This window comes from Falsihalocynthiibacter arcticus, from assembly GCF_000812665.2.
GTDB classification, from domain to species: domain Bacteria; phylum Pseudomonadota; class Alphaproteobacteria; order Rhodobacterales; family Rhodobacteraceae; genus Falsihalocynthiibacter; species Falsihalocynthiibacter arcticus.
The window spans coordinates 72,698-85,024 of sequence record NZ_CP014327.1 but is presented as its reverse complement, the minus strand read 5'-3'; the positions used below and the strand labels follow the sequence as shown (position 1 = coordinate 85,024).

Here is a 12,327-nt window from a genome sequence, read left to right as displayed (position 1 = left end):
GTGACCCACAAATGTGAGCGCAACAAGGGCACTAGGTGCAGACATTATGCACTCACCGTTGCGCTGAGAAATTGTTGCAAACGAGCGGTTTTAGGAGCGGTGAAAAGGGTCGACGGCGGGCCTTGCTCTTCGATGATTCCCTGATGCAAAAACACGACGTGGTCCGAAACATCATTCGCCAACCGCATGTCGTGCGTAACCAATATCATCGTGCGGCCTTCGTTTGCCAAGTCTTTGATGACTTTTACAACTTCTTGCTCCAGCTCTGGATCAAGGGCACTTGTCGGCTCGTCGAACAGGAGGGCTTTGGGCTGCATACACAACGCACGCGCGATGGCGGCGCGTTGTTGCTGACCACCAGAAAGTTGCGCAGGATAGGCATCACATTTGTCGCCAATCCCCACTTTTGCCAACAGGTCGCGCGCGCGCAACTCAACCGCCTCACGGTCCTCTCCGAGGACGGTAACAGGGGCTTCCATCACGTTTTGCAGGATGCTCATATGCGCCCACAGATTGAACTGTTGAAAAACCATCGACAGATTGGTGCGAATGCGCGTGACCTGTGCGCGGTCAGCGGGGTGACGCCCCAAACCTTGGCCGCGCCAAGAAATAGGCTCGCCTTCAAAAAGGATATCCCCACTCTGGCTATCTTCTAACAGGTTCGCACACCGTAAAAGGGTAGACTTTCCTGACCCAGAAGAGCCAATCAGCGACACAACATCCCCACGGTTCGCCAAGATGTCCACACCCTTAAGGACTTCCAGCGGCCCATAGGATTTATGCAGGTTGCGGATTTCTATCACAGGAGTTTGTGTGTCGTTTGTTTTAGGTTTTGTCACGGTATTCCAGCTGTTTGGATTTGGTTCATTATTAGGAAGGATATTCCTTAAAATTGCAAACAGAAAGGACGATTGACGTAAGGGAACGCAATTTGGTGCGAAACGCCCAATTGTCGGGGGCGCCTCGGTCCAGGAAATCGGAGATTATTGATTGGATAAAACACGTTGACGACAGCGCGCACTGTCCATGTCCGTGATACCCAGTAGGTTTGCGAGCAAACGCATGAGTGTGTCTTCGTATGTATTGCGGACACCATCGGCCAAAACCACTTCCCATAGAGCCTCGATAACGGCCTCGCGCTCGTCGTGTGGCACCGAATCCTTGATCGAGCGGGTAAAGCGGACGGTGTCGGGGGCCGACTTCTCAAAGACTTCGGCTTCCTGACGCAACTCGGTGGTTTGCTCGGGGGTGAGTCCGTAGCGTTTTGCCAAAATACGGTCGATGCGGGTGATTTCTGCGTGGGAATAATCGCCATCGGTGCGTGCTATGCGCACAAGCAATCCCGCAATTGCGATGCGGTCGTCGAGTTTTTGTGGTTCTGCTTCAGGGGCAAAAAGAGAAAAAAGTTTATCAATCATTTTAGTTATGTTGCTTCCTTTAGGGAGGTTTTAGCCAAGCCAGCCTTCGATGATCGTTAGGTCGCAGTCTGACACAGGTGCTCGTAAGGCTTTTGCCGCTTGATATTCATCGCAGTTATAACAGGCCTTCGCCGCTTCCAAACTGGGAAACTCGATTACAATTGTGCGCGATTTAACATGGCCTTCGACGACCTCTTGAGGGGTGCCGCGTACCAAAAAACGACCGTTAAATTTAGCAAAGGCAACGCCGTTCGCCGCGACATAGGATTTGTAACCGTCCGGATCGCCCACATCTACATGCGCGATCCAGTATCCTTTGAGACTGTCTGTCATATGTCCCTCCCAATTTTTGGTAGGTTAGGCATTTCCCCACCGTTAGACCAGACGCGAATTGTCCTTGGCAGCTTTTACGAAACCTTGAAAAAGCGGGTGCGGCGCGAAGGGCTTGGATTTTAGTTCGGGGTGATATTGCACGCCGATGAACCACGGGTGATCTTTCCACTCGACGATTTCGGGGAGTTTCCCATCTGGGCTCATGCCCGAGAACTGAAGGCCAACGGCTTCCAATTGCTCACGGTAGCGCACGTCAACTTCATAGCGGTGACGATGGCGCTCCTCGATGCTGGTCGTGCCATAGACTTCTGCGACTTTGGAGCCTTCTTTCAAAGTGGCCGTGTAGGCGCCCAATCGCATTGTGCCGCCTTTGTCGTCAGACAGTCTGCGCGCGATTTTATGGTTGCCCTGTACCCATTCTTTGAGGTGGTAAACTACAGGAGTGAAACGTTTTTCACCGGATTCTTGGTCGAATTCTTCGGAACCCGCATCGGTGAGGTGGGCCACATTGCGTGCAGCTTCAATGACCGCCATTTGCATGCCCAAACAGATCCCGAGATAGGGGATTTTACGGGTGCGTGCAAATTCGGCCGCTTTGATTTTGCCTTCGGTTCCACGTTCGCCAAAGCCACCGGGAACGAGGATCGCATGAAACCCTTCTAGGTAGGGGGCGGCGTCGGTTGTGTCGAAAATCTCGGCATCGACCCACTCGATTTTCACCTTCACGCGGTTGGCCATGCCACCATGTACAAGAGCTTCGGCGATGGATTTATATGCGTCCTCAAGTTGGGTGTATTTGCCGACAATCGCGATTTTCACTTCGCCTTCGGGGTTGAAGGCGCGGTCTGCGACATCAACCCAGCGGGTGAGGTCGAGCGCTGGTGCGGGGTCGATGCCAAAAGCATCAAGGACCGCCGTGTCGAGGCCTTCGCGGTGGTAGGCGAGGGGGGCTTCGTAGATCGATTTGAGGTCGTATGCCGCAATCACTTTGTCTTTGCGGACGTTACAGAAAAGACCGATTTTTTCGCGCTCTTTTTCTGGGATGGGTTGTTCGGAACGACAGACAAGCACGTCTGGGGCGATCCCGATGCTGCGCAATTCTTTGACGCTGTGTTGCGTGGGTTTGGTTTTCAGCTCGCCCGACGCGGCAAGGTACGGCAACAGGGTGAGGTGCATGAAAATACACTCGCCGCGCGGCTTGTCTTGGGCGAATTGACGGATTGCTTCAAAGAAGGGCAAGCCTTCGATGTCGCCCACAGTGCCACCAATTTCGCAAAGCATGAAATCGACTTCATTCTCGCCAATATGTAGGAATTCTTTGATCTCATTGGTTACGTGCGGGATAACCTGAATGGTTTTACCCAAATAATCGCCGCGGCGTTCTTTTTCCAACACTGTGGAATAAACACGCCCAGAAGAGATGGAATCTGTGTTGCGTGCGGCCACGCCGGTGAAGCGTTCGTAGTGGCCCAAATCAAGGTCCGTTTCGGCGCCATCATCGGTCACAAAAACTTCGCCATGCTCAAATGGGCTCATGGTTCCGGGGTCTACGTTGAGGTAAGGGTCGAGCTTACGTAGGCGAACAGTATAACCACGGCCTTGCAACAAAGCACCAAGAGCCGCCGAAGCCAAACCCTTGCCAAGTGAAGACACAACGCCACCAGTAATGAAAATATAACGAGCCATGTGGCGAACGTCTCCCGTGAGTGTTTTAACTGAGATGAAAACGGCGCAAAAAAGCGCAGCATCACGGGAGTTGAGTTATAACGGATTCTCAAGGAAACCGCAACCCAATCGCAAGATGCTGCGGAGCATTTCTGCTCGTTCTCAATTTATAGTAGTTTATTCGGCGGCGGGGGGTGTAAGCGTTTCGTCGCCAGATGACGGCGGCAGCAAAGCATCACCTTCACCAAGTGAGGAAGCCGGAGCTTCAATCGGCGCAGGGGCCTTTCCACCAACGCGATCCAAAACCGACCCTGCACCAGCATTTTGTGCTGCAATTACAGTCAAGGTGATCGACGTCATGATGAATCCGCCCGCCAAAACCCAAGTGACTTTGCCAAGAGCCGTCCCGCCAGAGCGCCCCGAGGTGCCTCCGTTGCCGCCACCGCCAATACCCAAGCCGCCCCCTTCGGAACGTTGGATTAGAACGATGCCGATCAATGACAACGCAAGAAGTAGGTGGATGACAAGAACGATATTTTCCATGAAGCAGCCTCGCTTGAGATTTGGAGTTATTTAGGCGGCTTTTCCCGTGCTCGCAACCCTATTCGTTGAAAGCCTTTGGTCGGCCCCGTGAAATCCTCGCGGGTGTTGCTGCATTTCTAGGGAATTCTGCAAAAGAAGTACCCCTGTCTTGTGCTTTGGGGGGTAAACGGTGTTTTAGAGGTTCCCTGTAAGTCCATAGCAAGTTATACGGGCGCGGGTTTTCCAATCACCGGGATAGAATAATGGCAAATGTAGTCGTCGTAGGCGCTCAATGGGGCGACGAAGGAAAAGGCAAGATTGTTGACTGGCTTAGCGAACGCGCAGATGTAATTGCGCGCTTCCAAGGCGGTCACAATGCGGGTCACACCCTCGTTATTGACGGGAAGGTCTATAAACTGTCGCTTCTCCCATCGGGAATTGTTCGGGGTGGCAAACTCTCTGTGATTGGCAACGGGGTTGTTCTTGATCCTTGGCACCTCATCGAAGAGATCGACAAGCTGCGGGCGCAGGGCGTCGAGATTTCACCTGAAAACTTGATGATTGCCGAAAATACCCCTCTGATTCTTCCAGTCCACGGCGAGCTGGATCGTGCGCGCGAAGGTCACAATACGGTCGCCAAAATTGGCACGACGGGGCGCGGAATTGGCCCTGCATATGAAGATAAGGTTGGACGTCGTGCAATTCGCGTTGCGGATTTGGCAGACGAGGCTACTCTTGAAACGCGCGTGGATCGTTTGCTTCAGCACCACGATGCACTGCGTCGTGGCATGGGGCTTCCTGAGGTTGATCGGGCTGATTTGCTCGCGAAACTCAAAGAAATCGCCGAGCATGTTCTGCCTTATGCGGCTCCCGTTTGGAAAATTCTTAACGAGAAACGCAAAGCTGGGAAACGTATCTTGTTTGAAGGTGCGCAAGGCGCGTTGCTCGATATCGATTTTGGCACTTATCCCTTTGTAACGTCCTCAAATGTGATCGCGGGTCAAGCCGCGACAGGGACGGGCGTCGGACCAGGTGCAATCGACTATGTACTTGGAATCGTTAAGGCATATACAACCCGTGTGGGCGAAGGTCCATTTCCTGCAGAGCTGGATGACGCGGATGGCCAACGGCTTGGCGAGCGCGGCCATGAATTTGGAACGGTCACAGGACGCAAGCGCCGCTGCGGTTGGTTTGATGCGGTTTTGGTGCGTCAAACTTGCGCGACGTCTGGTGTGTCCGGTATCGCGTTTACCAAGCTTGACGTGCTGGATGGGTTTGAAGAACTCAAAATTTGTGTGGGGTATGAACTCGACGGGAAGCGGGTGGACTATTTGCCAACTGCCGCCGATCATCAAGCTCGCGTCACGCCGATTTACGAAACAATGCCGGGTTGGAGCGAGAGCACAGAAGGGGCGCGCAGCTGGAACGACCTTCCAGCGGCCGCGATCAAGTATGTGCGTCGCGTTGAAGAGTTGATTGAGTGCCCTGTGGCCATCCTCTCAACCAGCCCAGAGCGCGAAGACACCATCCTTGTCACTGACCCATTTGAGGATTGAGCATGGCATTGAGTTATAAAGCCCGTCGGCGGTGGTCGCTGTTTGCACTCCTTGTGGGGCTCCCAGCGTATATCATTGTTGCGGTTAGTGTTATTGGTCTGTTTGATCGGCCTCCGTTCTGGTTGGAACTGGTGATCTATGTGTTCCTTGGGGTTATTTGGGCGTTTCCGCTTAAGGCCATATTTAAGGGCATCGGTCAGGCGGATCCGGACGCTTAGAAAAGAGCGAGCCCAATGAGGTATACTCGGGGTTTTTGAACACCCGACTTTTGCATTGGTGGACTGAGCGAATGAGTTTCAGGTGTCTTTATGATCCGCCCTAATTTTCTTACCACTGCAGACCGCCTTGAGCTTTTATCCTGCGTGAAGCGCCAGCGTGAGGATTACGGGGTTGCGCGGCGGGCGAATGCGCTTTCGCTGCTGAATGATGGGATGTCATGTGCCCAAATCGCAAAGGTTCTGTTTCTGGACGACGACACGGTGCGCAGCTGGCACAAGCAATATTTGGCTGAGGACTGGGAGGCCGTCGCCTACGATGGGTGGAAAGGCGGGCAGTCACGGATGACGATTGCTCATGAGGCGGATTTGAGCGAATGGCTTGAGGAACGGTTCTGCCGTTCAACGGCGCAGATCAGAGCCTATATGGGTGCAAAATTCAACATCCACTATTCTCATTCTGGCTGCATCAAGCTTCTGGCCCGCCTGGGGTTCGAGTATCGCAAACCAAAGGCGTTGCCCCGTGTGGCTGACGTTGAAAAGCAGGCCGCATTCATCGCATTTCATACGAACCTACTGAATAACTTGCCTGCCGACGAGGCCGTCGACTTCTCGGATGCAGTTCATCCGGAATATCAAAGCAAACCCAGCCATGGTTGGGCTCGCAAAGGGTCAAATCCCGCCATCCAAACGACATCTGGGCGCGTGAACATTCACGGCGCTCTGAACCTGGAAACCTTTGACGCGCCCTTCGTTGAACCAACCACCGTCGATGGGGTCAGCTCCGTTCAGCTTCTCGCCAAAATTGAGGCCAGAAACCCTGACAAACGTATCATTCACGTCATTTGGGACAATGCCCCATACCACAAAGGCCCCAATGTCAGAGCGTTCCTGTCGCGCAAAAACTGTCGCATTCACCTGATCCAACTACCGCCCTATTGCCCTCATCTCAATCCCATTGAGAGGCTCTGGGCCGTCATGCACAGCCACGTCACCCATAATCGGCACTATCCAACGCAAAAACACTTCGCCAACCCAATCTTGAACTTTATGCGAGAGGTCGTCCCAAAAAAGTGGCGCAACTTTCGAGATCAAGTAACTGATAACTTCCGCATCATCTCACATCGCAACGTTCGGGTTGTGCTGTATGGACCTGTCACGGTTTGATGCCGCTCCTTTGATAGCATTTACTGCAACAAAGGAGACTGAACATGGGACTGAAACGAACAGACGAATTTAGGGAAGATGCGGTGCGGATCGCACTGACCAGTGGGCTTACCCGAAAGCAAGTGGCTGATGATCTTGGTGTCGGTGTGTCGACGCTGAACAAATGGATCACAGCGTACCGAGACACGGATGTGGTGTCGAAGGAGGATTTGGGACTGGCTCAGGAGAATGGCCGGCTTCGACGTGAGAACCGTATTCTCAAGGAGGAAAGGGACATCCTAAAAAAGGCCACGGTGTTCTTCGCGAGCCAAAAGCCGTGAGGTTTAGGTTCATTCATTGCCCGGCAGTCGATATGCAGTATCGATGAGAGGGGAAGAACACCAATCTGCATTTTCCATTGGACGTATGTGCCATGTCATGAATGTCAGCGCACGCGGCTTACGGGCGTTCCGTAACCGTCCAGCCAGTCGCAGGCAGCGGTCTGATATGGTCACGTTGGCCCACATCAAAGAACAATCCCGTCTCAGTCTTGGCAGCTATGGCAGGCCGCGCATGACTGAAGAACTGAAAGAAGTTGGTTTGGACATCGGGCATCGCCGCGTCGGCCGTTCCCCTCTCATTGATTGCTTTGCAACCAACTGCCGGTCAGTGGATGCGCCAGAACGGCATATCAGTGATCAGAACGCGGAAACACAAGGCAACGACGGACCACTGCCCGGCAGGGTATGCGCAGTATGCCCGAGAGGAGGCAATCATAAGTTCAACATCGCGCCTAACTTACTGGATCGGAACTTTGTCGCTGAGCAACCAAACCAGAAGTGGGCAGCTGACATCACCTATATTTGGACGCGAGAAGGCTGGCTCTATCTTGCTGTGATCTTGGATCTGCATTCGCGCCGAGTGGTCGGTTGGGCTCCCTCTCATCGATACTGCGTTTCGACTGTCGGGCAGTGGTTAGTAACCGAATGAAACGCGATCTGGCCATCCGGGCATTGAACATGGCAATAGCCTTTCGGGCACCACCCAAGGGCTGTTTCCATCACACGGACCGGGGCAGCCAATATTGTTCCCACGATTACCAGAAGATTCTGCGCCTGCATGGCTTCAAGGTATCGATGAGTGGCAAAGGGAATTGCTATGATAATGCGGCAGTGGAAACGTTCTTCAAAACCATCAAAGCTGAACTGATCTGGCGCGACACTTGGGAAACCCGCAGGCAGGCTGAGATGGCGATTTTTGAATACATCAATGGGTTCTACAATCCGCGACGGCGCCATTCAGCACTAGGATGGAAAAGTCCCGTCGCTTTCGAACGGAAAGTGGCTTAAACGAGCACTTGGGGCGGCACTAAAGCGCGACAGGTCCAGATGCCGCAGTATAAGAATCAAAAAAGGCGGCCCAATGGCCGCCTTTTTTTGTTTTGTGACGCTGATACTACTCGCCAGCGATACGTGATTCTGGGTTGAACCGAGTCGACTGCGCGATTTTGAATTGCCCGCGTTTTACTTTTTCGATTTTACCTTGACGCAAGAGGAGGCCAAAGGAACGCAGGCCTTCTTCGCGTGAGACACCTTGGTCTTCCGCGAACTGCAAAGCACGACGCATGATGTCGGGACGTGTGAAATGCTCTTTTCCTTCGACAAAGGATGCGTAGGCTGCTGCTGCTTCTAGCAAGTCTGGCAATTCAATTGCGCCAACGCGCTCGGCGAATTCCGCGAAGGATTTGCTTTCCTCAAGATGCTTCGCCGTTTTCGAATTTGCGCGTCCGCCTTCCGACAGATCTTCGTTCACATCTCGCAATTCGAGCGCCGATTTGCCTACGCGACGTGGCCGTACTGCTGGCCCATCATGCAGGTCAATGCGTTGCTCAGACACCAAGACTAAAGGTGCAGGGCGATCATCTTTGCTGCTGCCCGCACGACGTTCGGCACGGTTCGGACGAACAACTTCGGCCAAATCTTTACGGTAAGCACCTGTATCGTCGGATTTTGGTTTCGAACCGCCCAAAATTCTCCGATCGGCAACTGTTGCTGCAACCGCCGCTTTAAGATGCGCGATGGCCGAGCGGCGCCGAGTTCCATCGCTCTCGGCAAACTTCGAATCGCTCTCGTCCATGAGGCGGTTCACATTGTCTTCGTCTGCTTGCTTGCTCAACGAATGATAGTGAGTCACCTCGGGTAGAGGTTCAAGTGTGGGGATGTCGTCTGGTGTTTCATTTGTTACAGCCGCAAGTTCGGCCATCAATTCTGCTTCATCTTCCGCCGATAGAATCGACTCTTCGGCCGTTTCATTTGCATCGTCGGTGTCATCGTCGGTAAAAGCATTCTCTTGAGGTGACGCGGAGACGTCGAGGAATTCTTCAACGGCGTCCTCCTCCAAGACTTGCTCCAAGTCAGTCTTTTTAACATGAATGACGCGTGCGCGTGCGCGCGCTAGAACATTGGATACGCTGCCTTTTGGCGTGCGAATTGATTCTTCTGTGCTGCTTTCTACCGATGCAGTATCAGGTGCTTCGTCTTGAAGCGCGTCTTGGGGAGCATCGAGCTTGGCCAAATCCGCAAGGTCTTCGTCACTCTGGGCCTCGGATAAAACGTTTTCTGTTTCCAAACGGGACTCAAGGCTTCCTTCAAAAGTATCGTCTTCTTGGTCTTGGTGTGTGTCTTCTTGGATGGCGCCATCACTATGCGATGTCGAATCGTCTTGGGATATGGTGCCCAAGATGGACGTTATATCCGTTGCGTCGAGGGGCTCATCCCCCTGCTCATTGGTATATTCATCAATGCTGGCGACAGTTTCAGAAGGTTCAGATTGGGCCATGAAAGCACCAACACCTGCAAGCACTGCCGCATCGTCGTCGCTTGTGGATTCAACATCCATTGAAACAGCTTCAGGCTCAGAAACATCGACTGAATTTTCCTTCGTGAATTCAAGTTCTTCTTCTGCATCGTTTTCGAGGGAAACCGCCAATTCGGGAATGTCTTCAAGGGTGTCTTCGAAGACATCAGAAACAACAATGTCGGCGTCCTCGACTAGGTCTGCTGTCGGCTCTTCGTCGTTGTCTTCAATTGTTATTTCTAATACTGCTTCAACGACTTGCGAGTCTTCGAATGACTCTTGGGTCGCTTGCTCGTCTGCCACTGGCGCTACTTTAGGCGCAGAAGGGAGGACGATTTCAGCGTCATCTTCAATGTCTTGAAAGGCGCTTGCGATTGGCTTGAAAAGGTCTTCGCTGTTTGCGTCTTCGATGACTTCTGCCGGAGCGTTTGTTGGGGCGCGAGATACAGCCGCACGAATGCGTTGCAGCTTGGCGGCGACGGATTCTGATCCATCTGTTGCTGCTGCCATCACAAAAGGTGCCGTTTTTTGCGTGAGTTGAACTGCAACCGGAGCGGGCATTTTTACCGTTTGGTTGTGGGGGGCGGTGGGATGCGCTTGAGGCGTCTCAGAAACGGGGGCGCTTTCTTTCGTGAATGTAGGGTTTTGCGCGCCCGTTTCCTCACTTTTGCGTAACACAACGCCGTTGTCGCCAATTTGCGCCTGAACACGACTGCGAACTTCACGTTCTGCAATGCGAGCCAGCATTTCCACGTCTGGAGCGGGGGGTTCCGCACCAAAATAACGGTCTTCTGCCGCTAGGGTCTTAAAATATTCCGCGATGGCCTTCATCGTGGAGAACGAATCGTCGAAACCTTCAAGTGTGCAAGAGAAGGTTCCGTAAGATACGGTCAGGATTTTGCTTTCGCTTATCATGATACTGCTCGCTTTCTCTCTTACTCTGCAACTATATGTTTACCACGTTGCCGATCACACAATTGTTCGGAACTACGTTATTATACGTATCATTTCTGGGCCTAAATATGGCGTGTTTCCAAGAATAAGGCAAAATGACCATGTTTCCCCCTATTGTTTCCAAATCGACTCCCATCACTCTTCTTGGTGGAGGGGAGGTTACGCTGGATACCCTTTCAGAAGCCCTAACCCTTGCACCTACGTTAGTAGCATGTGACGGGGGCGTGAAATTCGCGTTAGAAAACAACACACAACCCGTGGCCGTTATTGGAGATATGGATTCAATAGACGCGGGTTCAAGGGCTGAAATCGGGGCAGATCGGCTGTTTGAAGTGGCCGAACAAGACACGACGGACTTTGAAAAAGCGCTTTTGCGATGCGAGGCCCCGTTGATGTTGGGGGTTGGGTTTACAGGCGCGCGGTTGGATCATGAGCTCGCGGCATTCAGTGCTTTGGCCAAGCATGATTCGAAAGTTGTAATCCTGATTGGCGGCGAGGATGTGGTTTTTCGTGCTCCCAAAACGTTGCGTCTCGACCTTTCTATTGGCACGCGATTTTCGCTTTTTCCCATGGGGAACCTGCGCGGTACATCCGAGGGGCTTCGGTGGCCGATTGATGGGGTGGAGTTTGCGCCGCATGGGCGGATTGGTACATCAAACGAGGTTTCTGGCCCTGTGATCCTCACGTTTGATGCCCCGCATATGTTGGTAATCTTGCCGCGCGAAGCCCTACGTTCCGTGATGGACGCGCTTTATTCTGCGGCTTGAAGCGCGGACGCGAGGCGGCTCTCTCGGTAGATAATGTAAAGCCCGCTGGAGATGACGATCGTAATTCCCAGTGCCGCGACCCCGTTCGGGAGATCGTTGAACAGTAAGAAACCGTAAACCGTTGCGATTGGAATTTCGAGATATTGCATGGGAGCAAGGGTTGAGGAAGGCGCAAACCGCAACGACCACGTCATCAAAAGATGCGCAACGGTACCAATGCCCCCCATTAGAATAATGATGCCCCATTGGTTGTTCACATAGGTGGTGATTTGAAAATCCGTCCAGCCGAAATGCGCGCCCACAAACCAAAGCGGCACAACAAGCGCGACTCCCACGATGCCATTGAACGCCTGAAGCGCCATCGGATCGACCTCGCGGGAAATGACGCGGGTAATAATCATGAAAACGGCAAAGGCAAAGGCCACCCCAATGGGCAGGAGCGCGGTCATCCCCACAAGCGCAAAGCTGGGTTGGATCACTAACATCGTGCCAAAGAAAGCAACGCCTGCCGCCAAAATCCGCCGCGGCCCAACGGTTTCGTTAAGAAAGAACCAGCCTAGAAACATCATGATAATCGGCATGATAAAAACAATCGCCAGTGTTTCCGCCAAAGGGATATACCGCAGGGCAATAAAGAGCATGATGGTAGACGCAATGTGCAGAGAGGTACGCAGGAACGTAAAGCCCAATACGCGGGGTGAGGCCCTCATATCCGTCCGCGCAAACAGGACAATGGGCACAACAATCAGGCTTTGGATAATAAAGCGATAGGCCACAAGCTCAATGACGCCATTCGATCCACCCAGCAGTTTTGCCATAGCGTCGCCCAACGGCGCAAGAATGCAAAAGCCGATGATGAGGAGGATTCCAAGGAGGGGACGATCTTGAGACATGG

11 protein-coding genes and 1 pseudogene are annotated in these 12,327 nt (G+C 52.9%); 5 read left to right on the top strand and 7 right to left on the bottom strand.

Features of this window, described 5'->3' with window-relative positions; all coding sequences use genetic code 11:
• Nucleotides 1-44 precede the first annotated feature (44 nt).
• The 5 genes from RC74_RS00430 to secG all read right to left on the bottom strand — a co-directional run bounded on the left by RC74_RS00430 (nt 45) and on the right by secG (nt 3,959).
• The gene (locus RC74_RS00430) at nt 45-839 is read right to left on the bottom strand and encodes an ABC transporter ATP-binding protein (RefSeq protein WP_039003331.1); all 795 of its coding nucleotides are present in this window, start codon (nt 837-839) and stop codon (nt 45-47) included.
• A gap of 144 nt (nt 840-983) precedes the next feature.
• On the bottom strand, nt 984-1,418 hold the full coding sequence (locus RC74_RS00425) for a tellurite resistance TerB family protein (protein WP_039003330.1): 435 nt from the start codon (nt 1,416-1,418) through the stop codon (nt 984-986).
• 30 nt (nt 1,419-1,448) lie between these two features.
• Nucleotides 1,449-1,751, bottom strand: a complete 303-nt coding sequence (locus RC74_RS00420) for a DUF1330 domain-containing protein (RefSeq protein WP_039003329.1) — start codon at nt 1,749-1,751, stop codon at nt 1,449-1,451.
• A 42-nt stretch (nt 1,752-1,793) separates the two neighbouring features.
• Nucleotides 1,794-3,437: a CTP synthase gene (locus RC74_RS00415; RefSeq protein WP_039003328.1), complete on the bottom strand. Its 1,644-nt coding sequence runs from the start codon at nt 3,435-3,437 to the stop codon at nt 1,794-1,796.
• Between the two features lie 156 nt (nt 3,438-3,593).
• Entirely contained in the window at nt 3,594-3,959 is a 366-nt protein-coding gene (gene secG / locus RC74_RS00410) for a preprotein translocase subunit SecG (protein ID WP_039003327.1), read from the bottom strand.
• Nucleotides 3,960-4,201: 242 nt separating this feature from the next.
• Here secG and RC74_RS00405 point away from each other — a divergent pair, with 242 nt between their 5' ends.
• The 4 genes and pseudogenes from RC74_RS00405 (at nt 4,202) to RC74_RS00385 (ending at nt 8,204) form a co-directional block, all read left to right on the top strand.
• A complete protein-coding gene (locus RC74_RS00405; RefSeq protein ID WP_039003326.1) occupies nt 4,202-5,494 on the top strand; it encodes an adenylosuccinate synthase in 1,293 nt (430 codons plus the stop codon).
• 2 nt (nt 5,495-5,496) lie between these two features.
• Nucleotides 5,497-5,712, top strand: a complete 216-nt coding sequence (locus tag RC74_RS00400; protein WP_039003325.1) for a DUF2842 domain-containing protein — start codon at nt 5,497-5,499, stop codon at nt 5,710-5,712.
• Between the two features lie 90 nt (nt 5,713-5,802).
• A complete protein-coding gene (locus tag RC74_RS00395) occupies nt 5,803-6,876 on the top strand; it encodes an IS630 family transposase (RefSeq protein WP_062628100.1) in 1,074 nt (357 codons plus the stop codon).
• 44 nt (nt 6,877-6,920) lie between these two features.
• Nucleotides 6,921-8,204 (top strand): annotated as a pseudogene (locus tag RC74_RS00385) (IS3 family transposase).
• A 106-nt stretch (nt 8,205-8,310) separates the two neighbouring features.
• On the opposite strand, the gene RC74_RS00380 reads toward RC74_RS00385, so the two are convergent.
• On the bottom strand, nt 8,311-10,626 hold the full coding sequence (locus tag RC74_RS00380; protein WP_039002602.1) for a hypothetical protein: 2,316 nt from the start codon (nt 10,624-10,626) through the stop codon (nt 8,311-8,313).
• A gap of 140 nt (nt 10,627-10,766) precedes the next feature.
• Between RC74_RS00380 and RC74_RS00375 the strand changes: the two genes are divergently transcribed.
• Nucleotides 10,767-11,432: a thiamine diphosphokinase gene (locus RC74_RS00375; protein ID WP_039002601.1), complete on the top strand. Its 666-nt coding sequence runs from the start codon at nt 10,767-10,769 to the stop codon at nt 11,430-11,432.
• On the opposite strand, the gene RC74_RS00370 is transcribed toward RC74_RS00375, so the two are convergent.
• Nucleotides 11,417-12,325 (bottom strand): DMT family transporter, encoded by a 909-nt coding sequence (locus RC74_RS00370; protein ID WP_039002599.1) that lies wholly within the window; start codon nt 12,323-12,325, stop codon nt 11,417-11,419. The two genes, RC74_RS00375 and RC74_RS00370, sit on opposite strands and share 16 nt — an antisense overlap.
• Nucleotides 12,326-12,327: the final 2 nt, after the last annotated feature.